17 protein-coding genes and 2 tRNA genes are annotated in these 20,471 nt (G+C 52.5%); 11 read left to right on the top strand and 8 right to left on the bottom strand.

The window, feature by feature from the left end; translation table 11 throughout:
* Position 1: 1 nt before the first annotated feature.
* Positions 2 to 73: transfer RNA gene (locus WC526_00095), tRNA-Arg, on the top strand.
* A 2-nt stretch (positions 74 to 75) separates the two neighbouring features.
* A complete protein-coding gene (mgtA, locus tag WC526_00090; GenBank protein ID MFA5061547.1) occupies positions 76 to 2,496 on the top strand; it encodes a magnesium-translocating P-type ATPase in 2,421 nt (806 codons plus the stop codon).
* Here mgtA and topA read toward each other — a convergent pair.
* The 6 genes from topA to WC526_00060 all read right to left on the bottom strand — a co-directional run bounded on the left by topA (position 2,471) and on the right by WC526_00060 (position 10,437).
* Positions 2,471 to 4,693, bottom strand: coding sequence for a type I DNA topoisomerase (gene topA / locus WC526_00085; protein MFA5061546.1), 2,223 nt, complete (start codon positions 4,691 to 4,693; stop codon positions 2,471 to 2,473). The two genes, mgtA and topA, sit on opposite strands and share 26 nt — an antisense overlap.
* Positions 4,694 to 4,761: 68 nt before the next feature.
* Complete coding sequence (locus WC526_00080) at positions 4,762 to 6,072, bottom strand: Mur ligase family protein (GenBank protein ID MFA5061545.1); 1,311 nt, start codon at positions 6,070 to 6,072, stop codon at positions 4,762 to 4,764.
* Positions 6,069 to 7,148, bottom strand: a complete 1,080-nt coding sequence (dprA, locus tag WC526_00075) for a DNA-processing protein DprA (protein MFA5061544.1) — start codon at positions 7,146 to 7,148, stop codon at positions 6,069 to 6,071. Before dprA ends, WC526_00080 begins: the two co-directional genes overlap by 4 nt.
* A gap of 4 nt (positions 7,149 to 7,152) precedes the next feature.
* Complete coding sequence (gene pth, locus WC526_00070) at positions 7,153 to 7,629, bottom strand: aminoacyl-tRNA hydrolase (GenBank protein ID MFA5061543.1); 477 nt, start codon at positions 7,627 to 7,629, stop codon at positions 7,153 to 7,155.
* A 1-nt stretch (position 7,630) separates the two neighbouring features.
* Positions 7,631 to 9,007, bottom strand: coding sequence for a ribosome biogenesis GTPase Der (gene der, locus WC526_00065; GenBank protein MFA5061542.1), 1,377 nt, complete (start codon positions 9,005 to 9,007; stop codon positions 7,631 to 7,633).
* 8 nt (positions 9,008 to 9,015) lie between these two features.
* Positions 9,016 to 10,437: an LCP family protein gene (locus tag WC526_00060; GenBank protein ID MFA5061541.1), complete on the bottom strand. Its 1,422-nt coding sequence runs from the start codon at positions 10,435 to 10,437 to the stop codon at positions 9,016 to 9,018.
* A 147-nt stretch (positions 10,438 to 10,584) separates the two neighbouring features.
* On the opposite strand from WC526_00060, the gene WC526_00055 reads away from it, so the two are divergent.
* Positions 10,585 to 10,661 (top strand) — tRNA-Val (locus WC526_00055).
* Here the strand turns inward: WC526_00055 and WC526_00050 are convergent.
* Positions 10,652 to 12,256, bottom strand: coding sequence for a recombinase family protein (locus WC526_00050; GenBank protein ID MFA5061540.1), 1,605 nt, complete (start codon positions 12,254 to 12,256; stop codon positions 10,652 to 10,654). The genes WC526_00055 and WC526_00050 overlap by 10 nt on opposite strands.
* Positions 12,257 to 12,858: 602 nt before the next feature.
* On the opposite strand from WC526_00050, the gene WC526_00045 reads away from it, so the two are divergent.
* The 7 genes from WC526_00045 to WC526_00015 all read left to right on the top strand — a co-directional run bounded on the left by WC526_00045 (position 12,859) and on the right by WC526_00015 (position 18,586).
* Positions 12,859 to 13,206, top strand: a complete 348-nt coding sequence (locus WC526_00045) for a helix-turn-helix transcriptional regulator (protein MFA5061539.1) — start codon at positions 12,859 to 12,861, stop codon at positions 13,204 to 13,206.
* Positions 13,203 to 13,715 carry a hypothetical protein gene (locus tag WC526_00040; GenBank protein ID MFA5061538.1) on the top strand — a complete coding sequence of 171 codons (513 nt, stop codon included), beginning with the start codon at positions 13,203 to 13,205 and terminating at the stop codon, positions 13,713 to 13,715. The genes WC526_00045 and WC526_00040 overlap by 4 nt, the downstream gene beginning before the upstream one ends.
* A gap of 20 nt (positions 13,716 to 13,735) precedes the next feature.
* Positions 13,736 to 13,963, top strand: coding sequence for a hypothetical protein (locus tag WC526_00035; protein ID MFA5061537.1), 228 nt, complete (start codon positions 13,736 to 13,738; stop codon positions 13,961 to 13,963).
* Positions 13,964 to 14,034: 71 nt separating this feature from the next.
* Positions 14,035 to 15,231: a hypothetical protein gene (locus WC526_00030; protein ID MFA5061536.1), complete on the top strand. Its 1,197-nt coding sequence runs from the start codon at positions 14,035 to 14,037 to the stop codon at positions 15,229 to 15,231.
* 685 nt (positions 15,232 to 15,916) lie between these two features.
* Positions 15,917 to 16,204, top strand: coding sequence for a hypothetical protein (locus WC526_00025; protein MFA5061535.1), 288 nt, complete (start codon positions 15,917 to 15,919; stop codon positions 16,202 to 16,204).
* Between the two features lie 83 nt (positions 16,205 to 16,287).
* The gene (locus WC526_00020) at positions 16,288 to 17,388 is read left to right on the top strand and encodes a replication-relaxation family protein (protein MFA5061534.1); all 1,101 of its coding nucleotides are present in this window, start codon (positions 16,288 to 16,290) and stop codon (positions 17,386 to 17,388) included.
* The gene (locus WC526_00015) at positions 17,279 to 18,586 is read left to right on the top strand and encodes a DUF87 domain-containing protein (protein MFA5061533.1); all 1,308 of its coding nucleotides are present in this window, start codon (positions 17,279 to 17,281) and stop codon (positions 18,584 to 18,586) included. The genes WC526_00020 and WC526_00015 overlap by 110 nt, the downstream gene beginning before the upstream one ends.
* A gap of 34 nt (positions 18,587 to 18,620) precedes the next feature.
* Here WC526_00015 and WC526_00010 read toward each other — a convergent pair whose 3' ends face one another.
* Complete coding sequence (locus tag WC526_00010) at positions 18,621 to 19,325, bottom strand: hypothetical protein (GenBank protein ID MFA5061532.1); 705 nt, start codon at positions 19,323 to 19,325, stop codon at positions 18,621 to 18,623.
* A 266-nt stretch (positions 19,326 to 19,591) separates the two neighbouring features.
* On the opposite strand from WC526_00010, the gene WC526_00005 reads away from it, so the two are divergent.
* Positions 19,592 to 20,471: sigma 54-interacting transcriptional regulator (locus WC526_00005; GenBank protein ID MFA5061531.1), on the top strand; the 880-nt coding region annotated here is incomplete at its 3' end.

Raw genomic sequence — 20,471 nt, 5'->3', positions numbered from 1 at the left:
TGTCCTCGTCGTTTAATGGATAGGACACTAGCCTCCGAAGCTGGTAATGCGCGTTCGATTCGCGCCGAGGACACTATGGGCCTGACAACAAAAAAGGCCAAGGAGCTTTTAAAAAGGTTTGGGCCGAATCTAATCCAATATAAGGTTGAACACCCGCCACTAGTTCAATTTCTTTTGGAATTCAAAAATCCGTTGATTTTTATTTTGATTATCGCCGCGGTCATATCTTTTTTCATGGGCGAGTGGGTGAGTTCAATCATTATTATTTTAATGGTGCTTTTAAGTACGGTTTTGGATTTTGTTAATACCTATAAATCACAAAAAGCGGCCAATAGTTTAAAAGAAAAGGTGCGAGTTTCAGCCAATACTTTAAGGGATGGCAAGCTGCAGGAACTGCCCGTGAGTCAACTGGTGCCGGGTGACGTGGTTTTGCTTGAGCCGGGCGATGTTATTCCGGCCGACGGCAAAGTGATTATCGGAAAAGATTTTTTCGTGGATGAATCAACCCTGACCGGCGAATCATACCCCTTGGAGAAACTAAACGGCGAGGTGGTTTTTATGGGCAGCAGCGCGGTTACCGGCGACGCCAAAATTTTAATTGAACAAACCGGAAAAAATACAAAATTCAGCCATATCGCGGAAGCGCTCTTAAAAAAAGATGAAATGACTGATTTTGACCGCGGCATTCAGCAGTTCAGTTATTTGATTTTAAAAGTTATTTTGATTTTGGTGGTTTGTATTTTTTTGTTTAATATTATTACCGGGCATAATAGTTTTTTTGATGCCTTTTTATTTGCTTTGGCCTTGGCGGTGGGCCTGACTCCCGAGCTCCTGCCGATGATTATCACCTTTAACCTTTCCAAGGGGTCTCTGGCGCTGGCCAAGGAAGGCGTGATTGTGAAAAAGTTATCAGCCATTCAGAATTTCGGCAGTATGGATATTTTGTGTACTGATAAAACCGGTACTTTAACTGACGGCAAAATTGCACTGGTTAAATATACCGATGGGTTGGGCAAGGAATCGGATGATGTTTTGCTTTGTGCCTATATCAACAGTTTTTATGAAACGGGCATAAAAAATCCGCTGGACAATGCCGTCAGGGAATTTAGAAAAATTAAAATTTCCGAATATAAGAAGGTTGATGAAATTCCGTTTGATTATGTCCGGCGCCGGGGATCGATTGTGGTTGATGACGGCAGCAGAATTATGATCACCAAGGGCGTGCCCGAGGAAATATTTAAAATATCAAAATTTTATCAAAATGCCAATCATGAGTTTGCCGGAAAGATTAAAACCGAGACCTTAAAAAATTATGAAAGTTTAAGCCGGGACGGTTTCAGGGTTTTGGCCGTAGCCAAAAAAGTGCTGACGGGGAAAAAGAGTGTTTATTCCAAGGATGATGAGGGTGATATGATTTTTATGGGTTTTATCGCCTTTTTGGATCCGCCCAAGCTCACCGTTACCGAAACCTTAAAAGTTATGGAAGAATATGGAATTGAAATCAAGATTTTAACCGGCGATAATGAGCTGGTCACACAAAGAGTGGCGCAGGAAATTAATTTAAAAGTGAAGGGGGTTTTGAGCGGAGCGCAGATTGCGAACATGAGTATGGGTGTTTTGGAAAAAGTGGTTGAGGAGACCACGATTTTTGCCAGATTGTCACCGGATCAGAAGACAAAAATAATAAAAGTTTTGCAGAAAAACGGACATGTGGTGGGTTATCTGGGCGACGGTATTAATGATTCGCCGGCGCTAAAAGCCGCTGATGCCGGCATATCGGTAAATAACGCGGTTGATGTGGCTAAAGAAAGCGCGGATTTGATTCTGCTCCGGAAAAGTTTGCGGGAACTGGTCAATGGAGTTATAGAGGGGCGCAAGACCTTTTCTAATACCATTAAATATCTGATGATGAATTTGAGTTCTAATTTTGGGAACATGTTTTCTTTGGCCGGCGCCTCGCTGTTTTTGCCGTTTTTACCCATGCTGCCGTCGCAGGTCCTGCTCAACAATTTAATGTATGATACCTCTCAATTTACAATTCCCTTAGATAATGTTGATAAAGAAGATGTAAAAAAGCCCAGGAAATGGGATATAAAATTTTTAAAGAAGTTTATGCTGATTTTCGGACCGGTCAGTTCCATTTATGACTTCGCCACTTTTATATTTTTATTTTATATTTTTCATCTTAATGCCAGCGCTTTTCAGTCGGGCTGGTTTTTGGAGTCGCTGGCAACGCAGACCCTGGTGGTGCACATTATCCGCACCAGAAAATTATCTTTTATCAAGAGCCGAGCTTCGTGGGCCTTATTTTTGAGCACGTTCGCGATTGTGGTTCTTAGCTGGTTTTTGGTGTTTAGCGGCTGGGCCGGGTATTTTGGGTTTACGGCTTTAAACTTAAAACAAGGTCTGACTATAGTGGGTATAGTGATTGTTTATCTGATAAATGTGGAAGTAGTTAAAAAATGGTTCTTTAAGAGATTGGTTTTGAAGATGTAGTGCATTCTTTATTACTGCACTTGGTTTGTCCTTTGGCCGCGTAAACCATCGGGCTTTTGCATTCTGTGCACATCTCTCCGGTTGGTTTTTCCCACAAAGCAAAATCACAATCCGGGTAGCGATTACAGCCGTAAAATGGTTTACCGCGTTTGGTGCGTTTTTCCACCAGGTCGCCCTGGCCGCACTTCGGGCATTTCATGTTTATTTTAACTTCAATATTTTTTATATTTTTGCACTTCGGGTAAGCTGAACAGCCGAGAAATGGTCCGAACCGGCCATGGCGCATAACCATTTGCGCTCCGCATTTTTCGCATTTTTGATCAGTCAGCTCAATTTTTTCTTCTTCTATTTTGCCGTCAGCGCCGATATTTTTGGTGTTTTTGCATTCCGGATAATTTGAACAGGCCAAGAATTTGCCGAAGCGCCCGGTTTTAATCACCATCGGCGATCCGCATTTTTCGCAGACCTCATCGGTTTTTTCTTCGGTGATTTCTTTTTTGGAGAGTTCCTTGTCTTTGGCAGTTAAATTTTTCTTAAAAGGAATATAAAATTCGGAGATAACCGGTTGCCACTCTTTTTTGCCTCTGGCGATTTCATCCAGATCATCTTCCATTTTGGCGGTAAATTGGTAATTTACAATGTCGGGAAAATGTTCAACCAGTAAATCATTGACCACAAAAGCGATGTCTTTTGGTTTGAGGCGCTTTTTTTCATCACGCTCAACATAACCGCGGTCTTCAATGGTGGCTATGGTTGGCGCGTAAGTTGATGGCCGGCCGATGCCGTATTGTTCCAGGGCTTTGACCAGCGTGGCATCGGAGTATCTGGCCGGCGGTTCAGTGAAATGCTGTTCGGGTTTAAGTTCTTTGCAGTTTAGATCTTCGCCTTTGGTGACAGTCGGCAAAATATTTTCTTTGGCTTTATCCGGGTAGAGTTTTAAATAGCCGTCAAAGGCAATGGTTTGCCCGTTGGCCCGGAATTGGTAATTATTTTTACTGATTATATCTATGACTGTCGCGTTTAGTTCCGCGGGAGCCATCTGGGTGGCTACGGCCCGGCGCCAAATCAAATCATATAAGCGGTATTGATTTCTATCCAAATGAGCTTCCATTGACTCGGGGGTGCGCATTACTTCGGTCGGGCGGATGGCTTCGTGGGCCTCCTGGGCGTTTTTGCTTTTGTTGCTGTAAACCCGGGGATTGCTTAATTGGTATTTAGCGCCAAATTCTTTGCCGATAATTTCTTTGGCTTCGCCTAAAAATTTTTCTGATAAGTTCACTGAATCGGTTCGCATGTAGGTTATAAGACCCACGTGGCCTTCACTGCCAAGTTCAACGCCTTCATACAGCTGTTGGGCCAGTCGCATGGTTTGTTTGGCTGAAAATCCAAGATGATTATTGGCCTCCTGTTGCAGGGTGGAAGTGGTAAACGGGGGAGAGGGCATGCGCTTTGTCTTTTTTTCTTCAACCTCCGCAACTTTATAGCCAGTTTTTTCCAAATCTTTCAGGATTTTATCAACCTGCTCCTTGTTTTTTATATCAAGTTTATCAAACTTCTTTTCGTTTACAGAAAATAATTTTGCTAAAATAGATTCATGTTTGGCGGTTTCAAAAAGTCCTTCCACGCTCCAGTATTCTTCCGGTTTAAAGGCCGTAATCTCTCTTTCTCTTTCCACTGTTAAGCGCACGGCCACGGATTGGACGCGTCCGGCAGATAAACCCTTGGCCACCTTGCGCCATAAAAAGGGCGACAACTCATAACCCACCAGGCGGTCTAAAACACGGCGGGCCTGTTGAGCGTCAACCATTTTTAAGTCCAATGCGCGCGGATGTTCAAGCGCGTTTGTGATTGCGTGCTTGGTGATTTCGTGGAAGACAATTCTTTGGGCATGTTCCGGCTCAATATCCAGAATATGCGCCAAATGCCAGGAGATGGCTTCACCTTCTCGGTCCTCATCAGTCGCGAATAGGATTTCGTCAACTTTTTTGGCTGCGTCTTTTAACTCTTTGACGGTTTTGGTTTTGTCCTTGCTGATGATGTATTGCGGTTCAAAATTATGTTCCACATCGACTCCCAGTTTGGTTTTTGGTAAATCGCGGACATGGCCAAAAGAGGACTTAACAATGTAGTCCTTTCCTAAATATTTGGTGATGGTTTTGGCTTTGGTCGGTGATTCTACGATTACCAGTGTTTTCATAGATTTGTATAAGAAACACGAACGTTATAGCGGACATTATATAAGGATAGAAGATTTTTTGGTTTTTGTCAATTTTGAGTGCGCAGTTCTCCGGCCAGAAACATGGAACCGGTCACAAGCAACATGTCATTTGCCTTGAGTCGCGCTTTGGTTTCCAGGAAAGCATCTTTGGGGTCTATAAAAATTTTAATGTCTGTTTTTGGCAGCAATTTTTTAAATCTGTCAGCCAGGTCTTTGGGGTCAGCCACTTTGCGCAGAGGGTTGATTGTATATCTGGTGCAGGCAATTATTTTTGGTTTTAGCCCGGCCAGTTGGCTAATCATCTTTTTGATGTTTTTGTTGCCCGAAAATCCGACCAGCAGATTAATATTTTTTAATTTTAAATCACTAATGGTTTTGATCGCGGCTCTGATTTTGTCCGGATTGTGGGCGCCATCTAAAATAATCAGCGGTTTTCTTGACACAACCTCCATCCGGATTGGCATTTTTGTTTGTGCCAGTCCTTTTTTTATGGCCGAATTCTTAATTTTTAAAAGTTTTGCGGCTTGGATAGCCAAGATAGAGTTTTCAATTTGGTGTTTTCCTAAAACAGAGAGTGTGTAGGTCTGGTTCTGATATTTAAAGATACTGCCTTGCGTGTCGGTTTTTATTAAAGTATATTTGGAATTAAATTCAATCAGGCGCGCTTTTTGCGCCCGGGCTTCCTTAGCGAGAATCGCATTAATTTTAGGGTCGCGTTCCATAGTTAAAACCCTGCAGCCGCGTTTGATAATGCCGGATTTTTCCCGGGCAATTTTGGCTTTGGAAGTGCCCAAGATGTCGGTGTGATCAAGGCCGATGTTGGTAATGATGGCAATGTCTTTTTTGGGAATTATATTGGTTGAGTCATAGCGGCCGCCGCAACCGACTTCAAGCACGGCGAAGTCAACTTTTTTTTGGGCAAAATAACAAAGCCCCATGGCCGTGATTATTTCAAAAAAACTCGGTAGTCCCCAAGGGGAGTTCACATATTTCTGCAAATATTTTTTTAGGGCGGTTTTTAAAAAGATTGTGTTCTCCACAAATTCATATTTTTCCATCTCTTGTCCGCCTACTTCCCACCTTTCGGTTATAATAGACGGATGAGGAGAGGTGAGCAGGCCGACTTTTTTGCCACTGGCGCGCAGAATGGAACTGACAAACGTAGCCACCGAGCCCTTGCCGCTGGTGCCGGTGATATGAATGTAATGTTTAATCTTTTTTTCCGGATTACCCATAATATCTAAAAGGCACTGCAATCTTTTCAGATACAGTTTGGGATTATCTTTACCCTGCAGGTAATCATTCTTGGAAAGATTATTGAGGGAAATTATGAAATTGTACGCCTCGGAAAAATTCATAGGGTTTTGACATAATTCATACCCCCCAAGTTACGGACTTTACTCTTTACTTCCAAAAGCGTCAAATTGGCGGTAATGGTTTGGCTGGGAAGATTGGTTTCTTTAATGATGTTATCAATATGCTTGGGTTCGCCGGATAAAACCGCCAAAATTTTATTTTCGTCGGCACTTAAAGAAGCGTCGTGGCCGTCTATGGCAGTGTCGGCCATAATTTTTAGATTGAGCGCGTCGGCGATGTCTTGGGCGGCTGTAATCAATCTGGCGCCGAGTTTTATTAAATTGTTCGGCCCGGCTCCGGTCAAAGAATTTATGGGGTGGGGGACGGCAAAAACCTCCCGGTTGTAGTCCAAAGCATGTCTGGCCGTGATCAGCGCTCCGGAACTTTCCGGCGCCTCAATCACCAATGTGCCCAGACACAGTCCGGCGATGATCCGGTTTCGCGCCGGAAAAGAGTATTGACTGGGCAAAAATCCAGGAGGATATTCGGAAATAACGGCTCCGCCCTGGCTGATTATTTTTTCAGCCAGTTGTTTGTGCGCTGCCGGGTAGATATGCTGTTTGTCTATGCCTGATCCTAAGACAGCTAAAGTAATGCCGTTATTGTCCAAAGCGGTTTGATGGGCAACACCATCTATACCCAAAGCCAAGCCGCTTACTATGATTAATCCGCTTTTGGCCAGTGGTTTGACCAGCTCTTCACAGGCCTGACGGCCATAGCCGGTCAATTTTCTGGTGCCAACCACGGCCAGTGCCGGTCCGTTTTTGGGAAGGATCCCACGCACAAACAAAGTATGCGGCGGATCGTAGATTTCTTTAAGAAGCGCGGGATAATCCGGTTCTGTGATTGAAACCGTGCGAATGTTTTCTTTTTCTAATCTTTCCAAGATTTGTTCAGCCGGGTTTTGACTTCGCCACAGTAAAAATTCACGGGCAATATTTTCTTCCAACCCGGCCTTAACCAGTTCCGCCAGTCCGGCCTCCCATAAATTTTTTAAATCAGAAAAATGAGCCGCTAGTTTTTTGTAGCGGCCGTAGGTTATCTTGGTGAAGTGAGCGAGCACTGCGTGATAGCGCATGCGTTTACGATAATATTTTTTTAATTTCTTCCATCGCCTTTGCCAGCACTTTTTCCAGGATTTCTTTTTCCGCTTTGCTGAATTTATGCAGGACAAAATCCGCCGTATCACCCATTAGTTGTTTGTCTTCAGGCGCGATGCCGATGCGCACGCGGGTAAAATTTTGCGTGCCCAGGTGGTCAATAATTGACCCTACGCCGTTGTGGCCGGCCGCGCTGCGGTTTGTTTGAATCTTGTATTCACCCAAAAGCAGATCCTTGTCATCATGAGCCACGATTAAATCGGCGGGGGAGAGTTTATAAAAATCCATTTTGGCCCGCACCGCAGTGCCGGAGTTGTTCATGAAAGTTTTCGGTTTTAACAAAATTATTTTTTTAGAAACAACTTCATCCGCCAGTTTGTCTATAAACAAATATCCGGCATTGTGTCTGGTGTCTTTGTATTCTTTTCCGGGATTGCCCAAACCGACGATTAGTTTCATATTAGGCGTTTATGTCTCTTCTTATTTTTGTTAATTTGATAATAATTGGCGCTCCGAAGAATCCGAATTGTTCACGCAACCTGTTTTCTATATAGTGCACGTAAGAAAAATGCACCGAGGTTTTTGATTTTATGCGCATTTCAAACATCGGCGGATTATTGTGTATCTGATGGAAAGACAAGATTTCCGGATGTCTGGTGCCTTTGCCTCTGGCCGGGCGGTGTTCTTTGGTAATTTTTTTAAAGAAGCCGCGCAAATCTGCCTCGGGAATGATTTTATGTCTTTCTTCCCAGGCCCTGGCAATTAAAGGAAATATCTGATGCACCCGGTATTCGGTTTTGGCGCTGGTAAAAATAATCGGGGCAAAATCCAAATGGGGAAACTCGGAGCGGATTTTATCTTTGACTTCATTTCTGAAATGGTCTTCATTGCTGTCAGCCAGATCCCATTTATTTATAATGAGTATTACGCTTTTCGTGCTCTCGCGCAACAATCCGGCCAGTTGCTGATCTTGGTTGGTAACCGGTTCGCCGGCGTCTAAAAGCAATAAAACTATATCGGCTTTTTTAATCGCCTGGATGCTTTTGGCAACACCTTCTTTTTCCAGCTCTCCGGAGACATGTGATTTTCGCCTGATGCCGGCGGTGTCTATAAATAGAATCGGTTGTTTATCAACCATCACCAGCATATCATGCGGTTCGCGGGTGGTATGGGCCAGGCCGCTGACAATCACCTGGTCTTTGCCTATAAGTTTATTGAATATTGATGATTTGCCCACGTTGGGCTTGCCAATCACCGCCACTTTGATCGGATTTATTTTTTTTAATTTTTTCGGCCGCTTGGATATTTTACCAAGCCGCTTATAAATTATTTCTAAAAGATTTCCTAAGTTTGCCCCATTGGTAGCCGAGACCGGAAACGGTTCGCCAAAACCGAGAGAGAGGATGTCTTTATCATAAATCGTATCGCGCCATTTGGCGCCGTCCGCCTTATTGGCCACGAACACAACTTTGTTTTTATTTTTTATCAGCCGTTTGGCCAATTCCCGTTCTTGCGGCAAAATGCCGGCTTGAATGTCAATGACAAATAAGATTAGGTCGGCTTCGGCCATGGCCATTTCGGTTTGTTTGATAATTTCATCCTCAAGCGGTATTTTGTTGGAAAAAGTCAAACCGCCGGTATCAACCAGATTAAAATTTTTACCGCGCCAAGCGGCAACGGCAATGTTCCGGGTGCGAGTGGTGCCGGGAATTTTAGAAACCAGGGCTTTATTGGTTTCGGTGATTCTGTTAAACAATGTTGATTTACCAACATTAACCCGGCCAACCAAAGCGATGGTGGGCAAATCATGAGTTATAATTTTGGCCGGAGTAGCCATAATGCAGATTAGATATTGTCAGGCGTGTCTTCGCCAAGAATAATTAATATTTCGGTTCCCGGTTTAGTTTGCATCCAGCTTGGCATTGTGCTTGAGGCGGTGGGTTGGGTCTGGAATTGATTTTTTAGATCAGTAAGCAGTTTGGCCGGCGCCACCGGATTAATCACATAAATCATCGTGTCTGATACCGGTCTTTGTGAAGTATTGCTGATTGAAGCGATTATATACCCTTCCTCTTCCATTCTTTGTTTTGTTTTTGCGGCCAGGCCCAAACGCCAAGTGCCGTTTTGTATTTCTATTTTGGTGATCGGTTTGGTGCCTTGCAGAGGAGGTTGTTGCGGCTGGGGCGCGGCGATCATTGGTGTGCTGGTAGCCAAGAAAATATTATTTATCGCGTCATCCATACTGGCGAAATCTCCGGTCTTGGGCACAAGCAGAAAGGCGCCCTCTTCAGAAATAGTCGGCCTAAGGAAGCCGTTAGCACTGTCATCAAAGACCAGAGTTTTTACGTTATTGCTTACGTCTTTACTTAAGCTGGCCAAATACATTAATTGTCCGAAATTTAAATTAGTGGTGATATGGCTGGAAAGAGAGGAAAAAATTTGTTGCATTTTCACCGGATCAAGATAAGTTTGCGAGGACATCACCTTTTCTTTAAGAGCCGTTAAAATCAGTTGTTGTCTTTTGGCTCTGGCAAAATCAGATGCTTCGCCGTTACTGCCGTGTCTGGATCGGGCAAATTTTAATGCCAGATCCCCATTCATATTTTGAATGCCGGCGGTAAACGAAATTGTTTCGTATGAGTCGTTTGGTCCGGGATAGGAACTGTCGGTAAATGATTTTGGCACATTAATTGTGACGCCGCCAACCGTGTTGATAATATCAGTAAAGGCGCTAAAGTCCACTCTAATATAGTAGGGAATTTTTATATTAAAGGTATCTTCAAAGATCTGCCTAGCATATTCACCGCCATTACCGGCTTTTTCCGCTTCTCCGAACGCGTCCGCATAATTTATTCTTCTGTAACCATGGCCATCAATTTTGGCCATCAAATCCCTGGGCACGGAAATCATGGCCACCTGGTTTGTACTTGGTTTGATGCTTAAGATGATGTTGGTATCGCTTAAATACGGGCCGTCATGACCGGGGCCGCCGATACCGAGCAGAAGTATGTTGATTCTGTCGTCTTGTTGACCGGTTAACACATTATCTGAACTGAAGATAAAGTCCCTGACTGATTGAAAAAAACTTTGCTGTCTGGGCTGGAGAGTAACCGGGTCGTAGTAAGTATGCAGTGTCCGGCTGATAACATAGCGTCTGACGCCCAGACCAAATAAAAGCGCGATAATGATCAAAATAACAAAAAAAACCCGCTTCTTTTTCTTTGGTTTTTGGGGTGAAAATTGGGGAAGTAATGGCTGTTCATCCATATAAATACATTTCTAACTGACGTGAAGTCATTGTAACACAGCCCAAAAATAATATCAACGAATGCTGTTTGGCTTGATTTTTGGCTCCCACTGTGATATGCTAAGCAAGAAATTGGCGGAAATACTATAATACTGTGCTATAATACCGGATGATTAGCTCAGTTGGTTAGAGCGTTGCATTCACATTGCAAAGGTCACTGGTTCGAGCCCAGTATCATCCACCACACTGGGATCCCCCCTTCTTGAGAAGGGCCTCGAATCCCTCCATGGCCCTAATCTCAGCCACATTCCCCCCTTCAATCACCAGTTCGGAAAGCGCCATTGTAAGAAGATGGTGTTTTTGTTGCTCCGAAGCGTACTTGTAGCAAGAGCTAGCCAACCCCACGAGTTCGGAAAAAGTAAGGACTGCGGCGAGCTTCTCCTCATTCGTAACCTCCTTAAGTCCGCTCAGCTTCCCCCTGACATCACTGCTCTCACCCTCGAGTCGGTGGATCTCTGCCATGACGTCGGCGCCGGTGTACACGCCCTCCCTGATCAGAGTGAGCTTGTTCTCACCGAGGTATACTAGGTCCCGGTTCAGGACTCTGAGCCGGTTGTCCAGGGCCTTGCTGGCATCGGCCCGTTTCGTGTTCTGCTGGGCGAAGAAGCCTGGCGCGCGCTCGTTGAGGAACTTCTCCTCCTCATCAGTGAGCCGCGCGCGGCCGAGCAAGTCCTCGACCATGGCATCGATCCTGAACCCCGCCAGCGTGCGACTCCTATTCGTGCAGCCTCCCAGACAGGGGACTGTGTAGTAGGCGTGTCCCTTCTGGGTGTATGGCGAGTACGCCCTCCCGCACACGCAACGAAGGAAACCTCGGTAGGCGTAGAAGTCCTTGTCTAGGTAGTACAGGGACTGGGTACGCTGCCTCAACTTCTCCTGAACACAGTAGAACACATCGCGCGTGATGATCGGCTCGTGGATGCCCGGGTGCAGCTCGTCCTCGTGTCGGAGCAGGCCGGCGTAGAATGGGTTGTGGAGAACGGCCTCAATCGTCTTCTCTGTCACCGGCCTGGCCACGGGCACTCCAACGGCTCCGATCTCGATACCCGCAAGAATCTCATCGCGCGTCCGGTTTCTTCGTCGGGGCTTGCTGGTCAGTCCCTGATGCAGAGCCCACTTGGCGATCTCGGCGAAGCTCCACTGGCCGGTAGCGTATCGCTCGAAGACGCCCCTGATGATGTCTGCCTGACGGCGATCGACAGGCTTGTTGTCAGGCCCGAAGTCAAGGTAGCCCATCGGGGCCCGCGTGGTGCACTTGCCCTCGCCGCGGAGTTTGGAGTTCGCCGCACGTATGCTCTCGCTAATCTTCTTCGAGTAGTGTTCGGCGAAGACGCCGTCGATAGACTTGTGAAGGTGGCCGGCACTGGACTTTTCGTAGTTCGCCTGCACATAGCGAATATCGCGGCCGCCTTCTGTCAGCGTATCGATAACCACCTCGTCTTGTTTGTTGCGGCTCAATCGGTCGAGGCACAATGAGACTGAGCCTTTGAACCTGGCCTGCGCCAAGACCACGGCCAGCCTCTTGAACTTCGGCCGGTCAATCTTGCGCTTGACCGTGCCGTCAGCGAGGATTCTCGGCAGCTTCGTCTTATACGCCGTATGCAACTCGATGATTATTCCGCGCTCGCAGAACCCCTTCTCCGTGTAGTCAGCGAGCTTCAGGCCGTTGGCTCGCATGTACTCGAGGCCGCGCTGGACTTGGTATTCGATGGTGTTCTGTTGATTGTCGACGTCAGCCGAGCTCCGGCGGGCGTAAAGTAAGTATTCGTCTTGATACATATAGTTTGTAGATTAGGTCTGTCACATTCTCTTCCTCCAACCAGACGGTGGAAAAAGCCGTCCGTCCTTGCAGGTGAAGCCCTGATACCGTAACTGATCGACTATGCCGCGGACGACAGCCAGGAAGTCGAGAAGGCTCGAGACTGCCTTTTCGGACAATGGCGGCGCCCCCTCTGTGTCGGGCTGGACCGCTCTACTTGACGGACGCGATGTCGGTGACGTTGTTGTATGTTGCTGATGAGTCATAGACTCATCAGCGTACCAAACACTTAAGGCCCACGTAAGTGGCAGAAGCGGCAATCTCAACAAATAACAAAGAGCCTCCACGCGAATGTGGGGGCTCTTTGTCATGCTTGTCCATCTGTCCCAACGGCGACTTATCCACAGGAGGGACAGGATTCTGCCGGTTGTGCCACCTCTCAAACCCCTAGGAGGTTTGTTATGATACTTCAACGGTTCGAGAGGAAGGATAGACAGTTTGTTTGCTATCACCTCCGCGACCGCGATAGAGAGCCCTTGACCAGGCCAATCTAACCACAGAAGGGAGGTGAATGGACACATTAACAGGAAACGAAGTTTCCTGTCAAGTCCAGCAATATATTATGGACACAACTAATGACCAAGAGCGTGATCTCGAACAATCGGGATCACTTGTATTCCACATTCGCCGACTTCGCCAATGGCATGGCGAGTCTGGCTTATCGCAAACCGAATTGGCCGAGCTCGCGGGCGTATCCGAGAGGCAGCTTCGCCTCTATGAGTGCTCGCGCTACCTGCCACTTTCGGTGCAGTTCATGTTCGCAGTGGCAATAGCCCTGCAGGTACCGATGGAGCGCCTGATCGATCCCGAGTACTTCGAGAACCTCAAGCGAGACATCAACCGCCGCCGGGCAACGAAGGAGCGCACCGACGGACAGACCTCGATGGATCTCCAGCGCCGCCGGCCATGACGCACACCACCCATCAGGCGTACACCCTCGCCGTCGCCTACCGCGGCCACGGCCTGGGCATCGCTGTCACGTTGGATGGCGAACTCCTTGATGTCCTGCGCCATAGGATTCCTGCGAGACGTCCCGTTCGCTCGACCATCAGGTTTCTGGTCCGAAAGGCGACCACCAGCTACCCGCCGAGGATCGTCATCGTCGAGACCAACACACGAGTCCACACCATCGCTCGGCAACTCGACCGTTGCCGGGTGCGATCCGTTTCGCTCGACGAGATCAAGAGCGTCCTCATGGCGGGCCGCAGGCGTTCCACCCGCCACGACGTCTTCCAGCACCTCATCGACCTCCACCCCAAGCTCAGGCGACTGGTGACGCTCATCCCGGGGACGAGACGGCTCGCGATCAACGAGGCGCGACGCACGGTACCGCTCCTCGCAGTCGCGCTCGTTCTGGCAGCGCAGAGGCTCCAGACCCACCGTCGCCGGCGGCCCCACGGCCGACCGGCCACGATCTAAGTTATTAACATCTCACAACTATGTTCAGGAACAACGGCAGCTCTCGCTCCACCAAGATCGAGAAGCTGCTCAACATCATCAAGGACGGCCACTGGCACTCCACCAAGGAACTCGTCCACAGGGTCGGCCACACATTCGCCGGCGCCAAGTTCAGGCTGCTCGCATACGGCTACCCGGTTGAACGCCGCAGCCACCCGACCAAGAAACACCAGTTCCAGTATCGCCTGGTCGAGCACCCGCACGCTTAGGCGAGCGTTCCATTTGACGCTACTCTCTCCACCCGTTACCCTGGGTCCCCTCAGGGAAGGAGGGACTGCAAATGCTCCGCACATCATGGGGTGCGCTCATTGTCCTGCTGCTCGGCGGCTGCATGAACACTCTGACGCTCAAGGTCACCAATCCCGACAAGGATCAGGCCTACGAGCTTCGCTACCAGATCAAACCAGAGAACAAGCCCCCTCAGTTCCGTGCAGTTCAGACAATCAAGGCCGGCACCACGAGCGAATTGGCCGAGAAGTTCCCGAAAGACAGCGAGGTCAGCCTCCAGGCCCGACAGAACACCTACATCATCTGGGAATCTCCTGCCTACACGCTCAACAAGGACCGCCGCGACGAGATATCCATCGACTCCAGCAAGGTCAAGAGGTTCGATCCTGAGGAGGCCGCCAAGCAGCTGCTCGAATCGGACACGAAGTTCCGCGAGCTCGTTGTCGCGAAAGGATATCGTGCGCTAGTAAACGTCCTCGAGGCAGACTTCGGCAGCTTCGTCGCAAAGAAGAAGGGTGGAACGTGGTTCACCGTGGTTGGCCCGGCCGTATATGGCGGCAAGAAGGATCTCAATTGGGTCAGCACGAACATCGGGGCATCTGCGATAAAGATTCAGCGAACTGTCTTGATGAACCGCGCCGTGACCGCGAGAGCCTCGGCGGGCTATGCCATCTTTCAGGCCAAGAGCGGATTCACGGACACCGACCTATACCAGTACGGACTCAATATCGACATAGTCACGTTGATGCACGACGACACGTTTGTTACCGCTAAGACCAGGCTCGCATTGAAGGACGATCCAGTGGCCAAGGCCGCAAACGCCAAGCTCGATGAGTACCTGAAGGACACCAACTACGTCGTTGCATTCGTCCGTGGCATTCACTACTTCAAGGACTACACAACGAGCTATCGGAAGACTCGCAAGGTCGCCCTCGACGCCACCGTCACTGCCGGGAGCTTCCTCGACGGTGGTGCAGCCTACGAGCTCACCGACAACACCACGTCGGATTCTACCTACAAGGACACCGTCGGCGGCTTCTTCTACGAGTCCGATGCGGACGTGATCGACCGCGCCACAAAGTCCACGAAGTCAATTGACAAGCCTGACCGTGCCTTGCTCGTCGAGCTTGTGCACAAGCCGCTGTGGATTCCGCTTGGTAAAGTGCTCTTCAAGGTAAGGGACACCGCGGCCCGGAAACACCGTGATCGCGCCCTAGACGACTACCTACTCGCCAAGCAACCTAAGTAGTCAACGCCATCCTGCCGCTGCATTCGACGTCCTGACCAATCATCGGTGCCACGACTACTCGCCATAACGGACGAGTAGGCACCGAACGGTCTAACACTCTAACAACCGCTAACCTACGGGTTAAGAAAGCGACGATTGTCGGGGGCTCCGCCCCCGACGTTTTTCTGGCATCAAGGTGGGTTCCCGGCGGTTCATCCGAGGGAGAACGCGCCACCCTTCCATGAGCCAGAAAAACGTCGGGTGCCGCTGCGCGCTACGCGCTCCGCGGCCCCACGACAATCGCGCAGCGGGTTACCCCGAGGAGGCGCCGGACACCGATTCCCGACCAAGTCGGGACCGGGTCCGTCACCTCCATCGAGGACCCAACGGTGAACGGTTCAACGACCGACGCCAGGAACCAACAACCACTATGCCAACGTCCCAAGGAGAGAAACAAATCGTGCTCGCCATCGTCTTCATCTGTTGCATCTACCTTTTCAACCTGTGGTCCGGCCCGCGACCACGATGCTGAACGCCGGCCAAGTCCTCGGCGCGGCATCTTCGTGGCTGCGTGCTACGCTTGAGCCTGCGGGCCCTGGCGTTGCCGCGGCCGTTGCCCCCCCTGACGACGCGAGTGGCGCTGGGGCCCGCGTTCACTGCGGGCACCCGGCCTCAAGTCGGCTGCGCTGTCTGCCGATGGTGAGCTATGCCACTGAGCCACAAGGAGACGTCCATGCCCATCGCTGCGACCATCGTACAGGGGCCCCGGCATGCTCGCTCTCTCACCGAGCGGGCGCTGGATCAGATACTGGCCCTCGCCATCGCGAAGGAGCGTTCCGTGCTGGGACTGTACCTGTACGCGGCGGACGTCGCAGGCGCTGACACGCCGCTCCACGCAATGTTCATGCGGCTCGTGGACGAGGCGACCGACCGCGAGGAGTCGCTGATGGAGGCCTACGGCAACTTCAGGGCGGAAATCGCGACGGCGCGCTGACGGTCGTCCTCTCCTGTCGGAGCCGTACCTCGTCCCGTCCCGGCGCCGCACGGCGCCATCGTCAATCAAGTAACCCCACCTCCATGCGTCCATCACGCTTCATCCGTCCGGATCAGGCCACCGGCCTAGTTCTCCAGCCCCGCGACCGGGCAATCCTGGTGTCGGTGTTCAAACACCGATTCATGTGCAGCGACCAGCTGCACCAGGTCCTCTGCCCGGATGTCAGCCTCCGAGTGCTCCAGGTCCGTCTCCGCAAGCTCTGGGAGCACCAGATGCTCGATCGGCACTTCATCCCCTTCGTCCTCGACGGAGTGCATAGGCCGCCCAAGAGAGCGTCCCAGCCCATCTACAGCCTGGCGCCGGCCGGCGCTGCGGCTCTTGATGACGAGTCGAGGAAGGAGAGCGAGCAGCTCGCGAAGCTGCGTCCAGCTGGGAGCGCGCCCGCGCTCCTCGAGCACAACCTGGTCGCCACCGACTTCCTGGTCGCCGTCGAGGCGGCCAGCCGTGGCCACGCTGACGTTCAGGTCGAGTCCATCGAGGCCGAGACGTCGCTCTGGAGGAAGGTCTGGAGCTGGCGGCAGCGAACCGGCAGGGACACCGGCTTCATCATCCCTGACGCCGCAGTCGTTCTCCGATTCCCAGCCACTGGCGAGCGCCGCGCGTTCTATCTCGAGGTCATCCGATCCGACATCAAGGGCGGCAACCGACGGCTGCTCGTCAAGCTCAAGCGCTACACCGAGCTGCTCAGACGGGGGTTCTTTCGCCAGGCCTTCGGCCACGAGCGAGTTCGAGCGGTGCTGGTTGCGACCAGCACGGAGGCCAGGGCCCAGAACCTGAACGCCCTGGCTCAAGAACTCGCTCACGGCCGGCGGTTGTTCTGGTTCGGGGCCTATGAGCACAAGGACAACGACGGTCGTGGAGTTACCAACTTCACGGCCGACACGATCCTCTCGCCGATGTGGAAGTCCGTCGATGGCGAGACGATGGCGCTGGCTCCGGCCGCATACGCAGCTCCGACTCCAACAGCTACGCCCGCGTCGGCACAGCCCTTCACTCCTAACCCTCCACCCTCCAATGCCACCAGCCTACATCCTCACGCCACCGCAGCCGGCCCGGGAGAAGCTGCTCATCCTCGGGGAGACAACCTGGAGGGGCAAGCACCTCCGGTTTGGGCTCCTGCCTGATGACCGGCTGCGCCATCTCTGGCTGCTCGGCAAGACCGGCTCGGGCAAGTCCACGGCCCTCGCCAATCTGGTAGCGCAGGACCTCGCCGCTGGCGTAGGCCTGGCGCTCCTCGATCCGCATGGCGATCTGGTCGACAGCGTACTCCCCCTTGTCCCTCGGAGCAGGACCAACCAGGTTCTTCTCTTCGCTCCGGAGGACAGGGAGTACCCGCTCTCCTTCAACATCTTCCGGCGGGGAAGGCAGCCTCATCCGGACACGGCCCTCCTGGCTTCCCAGCTTGTCTCGGTCTTCAGGAAGTACTGGGCTGACTCATGGGGCCCGCGGCTCGAACACATCCTGCGAAACGCCATCCTCGCGGTCGCGCCTGATCCGAGAGCCACGCTCCTGTTCCTCTACCGGTTCCTAACCGACGAGGGGCTACGAGAGAAGGTCACCTCGTCGATCACGGATCCGGTCGTCTCCCAGTTCTGGACCAAGGAGTACCCGGGCTACACCAAGGCCCTGCAGAGCGAGGCCGTGGCTCCGGCCCTCAACAAGCTGGGCGCCTTCGTTGCCCACCCTGTCGTGCGCAACATCGTCGGACAGGAGCGCTCGCGACTGGACTTGGTCGAGCTCATGAGCGAGCGCGGGATCCTGCTCGCCAACTTGGCCACTGGAAGGATAGGGGAGGATGCGAGCCATCTGCTCGGCGGACTTCTCCTATCAGCCATCCAGCTCGCGGCCATGGAGAGGCCACGAGGCGGTCCGCCCTTCATGGTCTACGTCGACGAGTTCCAGCACTTCGTCACGGACTCGCTGGCCACGATGCTCAGCGAGTCGAGGAAATTCGGCTTGGGCTTGACGCTGGCTCACCAGTACCTGGCCCAACTGACACCCGCCATCCGCGACGCGGTTCTTGGCAACATCGGCACCTCGGTTGTTTTTCGCCTCGGCGGCCACGACGCCTTGCTGCTCGAGCCCGAGTTCGCGCCGGCGTTCACGGCCAACGACCTGCAGCAGCTCGAGCGCTACCACGTGGCCGTGAAGATGCTCGCCCGCGGGGAGAGCTTGAAGCCGTTCTCGGCACGCACCTTGCCGGCGATCGTTCGTCCAACCGACGCGGCTGAGACCATTGCCAGGATCAGGGAGCAGTCGCGAGCAAGGTTCTGTTCTCCGAGGGAGCAGGTGGAACGGGCGATCAGCGCTTTCTGCGGGTAGCTCGCCCTCTCATGTCGGGTTTCGAACGGGATGTCTACTCCGGGTCACTGTCGGCGACGCCGGCAGGCGCACTTGGAGATCGATCAACCGCCGAGACCATTTCCCGGACCTCTGCCCAGGTCAGCGTCTCGCGCTCAAGAAGCGCGTTCGCAACGGCCGCGACCGCAGCCCAGTGGTCCATGAGCAGGAAAAGCGCCCGGCGCGAAGCCCAGCGATAGAGGGCTCCTCGGAACGCCTGATCATCCTTGTCCGACGCCGAATGCCGGCGGCCCCTCGGCACGCTGGCGATGACGCAGTCCATGTAGGCCAAGTCAGTCTCGCCCGCATCGAGGAGCTCGTGGTCATATGGACTGGCAATCGTCTCGTCGTGCATGGCCTCCGCCATCATGCCGGCCATGCTGGAGACAAGCAGTCGGAGATCGAGCAGAGCAGAATTCCGTTCGACCCGTGCCTGGTTGCGGACACAGTCCTCGTCGGTCACGCCGACGGTGAAAACGCGAACCGTTGCTCTGCCATCAGGCAGCTTCTCCGGGGTCCTCTGGACCCGCATCGAGACATCGCGAAAGGGTCGGTCAAGCAGTACGTCGGCGACTGCGTGTCCGGCCTCGTGCGCGGCGGTCCGGACGCGAGCTTCCCCGTCGGCCCCCGCCTCCTTCTGCACGAGCTTCCTGAGCCATGCCGGCCTGCCGTCGCTCTTCCTTGGTTTCTTGCTCACGTGACAGAACTCCTCGAGCCGCACGATAGCACGCGAGGGGTAGAGCCACTCGATTCGGTGTTCACACACCGAAATCGCCCGTCTCTGACGGGCCGTCCCCTCTGACTCGGCCGCTAGCCAACGCCGGTCGTGGCGCTTGCCCCGTCTGGTCACGGGCCTGCGCGCATCGGTCTCCTCGAGATCAGTCGAAGACCGGTGCTCAGAGGGGACGGTGCCCCATGTCGGGGCGCTGCCAATCGCTCTTTCACGTACGCACCCCGGCAAGGAAGTCGGGGAAGGGAGGTGTACCCATGGAAGCTCTGCACTGCAGCCGGCCCAGGCACTGGCGCGACAGCATCGTCGCCGCCAGTCAGCCCATGCGCCGGCTGCTCTCCCTCATCGAGAGGGTCGCACCTTCGACTCTTCCGGTCCTCATCCTCGGAGAGACCGGTACCGGCAAGGAGGTACTCGCTCACGCCATCCACGAGGCCAGCGGTCGCATTGGGCCGCTCGTGGCCCTCAACTGCGCCGCCGTTCCGTCCGGTCTGGCCGAGAGCGAACTCTTCGGCCACGTGCGCGGCGCTTTCACCGGCGCCACGAGCGCTGCCCCGGGTCTGTTCGAGGAGGCCAATAGCGGTTCGTTGTTCCTCGACGAGATCGCCGAGCTCGACCTGCATCTGCAGGCGAAGCTCCTGCGCGCGCTCGAGGAGGGCACCATCCGTCGGCTCGGCGCCACGGCGCTCGTCACGATTGACGTTCGCATCATCGCGGCGACCAGCCGGAACCTCGCCCACCTTGTTGACCTCGGCCGGTTCCGCGACGACCTGGTGCAACGGCTCGCCGGCGTCGTGCTCCAGATTCCGCCGCTCGCGCAGCGTCCCGCAGACGTCGAGCCCTTGGCTCGGCGCTTCCTGCACCAGGCCGTGGGAGACAGGAGGCCACCGGAGGTCTCGCCTCTGGTCTGGCCCTGGCTCAACAGCCAGCCCTGGCCCGGCAATGTCCGTCAGCTGAAGCTGGCAGTCGAGCGCGCGGTCGCGCTCGGGGAGGACGTCCTTTCGCCGCAGCACTTCGAGACCGGAGGCTCTAGTTTCCGCCTCTGCGACTCGGGTGTTCCGGAGGCTTGGCTCGAGAACAGGAGCTGGCTCCGGATTGAGCGGGAGATTCTGGCCTGGGCCGTCCGGCACTACGGCT

The sequence above is a fragment of the Patescibacteria group bacterium genome (assembly GCA_041649475.1).
GTDB lineage: Bacteria > Patescibacteriota > Patescibacteriia > Magasanikbacterales > GWA2-37-8 > JBAZNA01.
The sequence above is the reverse complement of the archived record's forward strand: the minus strand, read 5'-3'. Positions and strand labels throughout refer to the sequence as shown.

What these genes read in the sequence shown, in the direction of transcription:
- der (MFA5061542.1), bottom strand. Translation starts at nt 9,007, where the DNA reads ATGGCTACTCCGGCCAAAATTATAACTCATGATTTGCCCACCATCGCT.
- WC526_00025 (MFA5061535.1), top strand. Translation starts at nt 15,917, where the DNA reads ATGCCACTGAGCCACAAGGAGACGTCCATGCCCATCGCTGCGACCATC.
- WC526_00030 (MFA5061536.1), top strand. Translation starts at nt 14,035, where the DNA reads ATGCTCCGCACATCATGGGGTGCGCTCATTGTCCTGCTGCTCGGCGGC.
- WC526_00015 (MFA5061533.1), top strand. Translation starts at nt 17,279, where the DNA reads ATGCCACCAGCCTACATCCTCACGCCACCGCAGCCGGCCCGGGAGAAG.
- WC526_00035 (MFA5061537.1), top strand. Translation starts at nt 13,736, where the DNA reads ATGTTCAGGAACAACGGCAGCTCTCGCTCCACCAAGATCGAGAAGCTG.
- pth (MFA5061543.1), bottom strand. Translation starts at nt 7,629, where the DNA reads ATGAAACTAATCGTCGGTTTGGGCAATCCCGGAAAAGAATACAAAGAC.
- WC526_00060 (MFA5061541.1), bottom strand. Translation starts at nt 10,437, where the DNA reads ATGGATGAACAGCCATTACTTCCCCAATTTTCACCCCAAAAACCAAAG.
- WC526_00045 (MFA5061539.1), top strand. Translation starts at nt 12,859, where the DNA reads ATGGACACAACTAATGACCAAGAGCGTGATCTCGAACAATCGGGATCA.
- dprA (MFA5061544.1), bottom strand. Translation starts at nt 7,148, where the DNA reads ATGCGCTATCACGCAGTGCTCGCTCACTTCACCAAGATAACCTACGGC.
- WC526_00040 (MFA5061538.1), top strand. Translation starts at nt 13,203, where the DNA reads ATGACGCACACCACCCATCAGGCGTACACCCTCGCCGTCGCCTACCGC.
- WC526_00050 (MFA5061540.1), bottom strand. Translation starts at nt 12,256, where the DNA reads ATGTATCAAGACGAATACTTACTTTACGCCCGCCGGAGCTCGGCTGAC.
- mgtA (MFA5061547.1), top strand. Translation starts at nt 76, where the DNA reads ATGGGCCTGACAACAAAAAAGGCCAAGGAGCTTTTAAAAAGGTTTGGG.
- topA (MFA5061546.1), bottom strand. Translation starts at nt 4,693, where the DNA reads ATGAAAACACTGGTAATCGTAGAATCACCGACCAAAGCCAAAACCATC.
- WC526_00080 (MFA5061545.1), bottom strand. Translation starts at nt 6,072, where the DNA reads ATGAATTTTTCCGAGGCGTACAATTTCATAATTTCCCTCAATAATCTT.
- WC526_00020 (MFA5061534.1), top strand. Translation starts at nt 16,288, where the DNA reads ATGCGTCCATCACGCTTCATCCGTCCGGATCAGGCCACCGGCCTAGTT.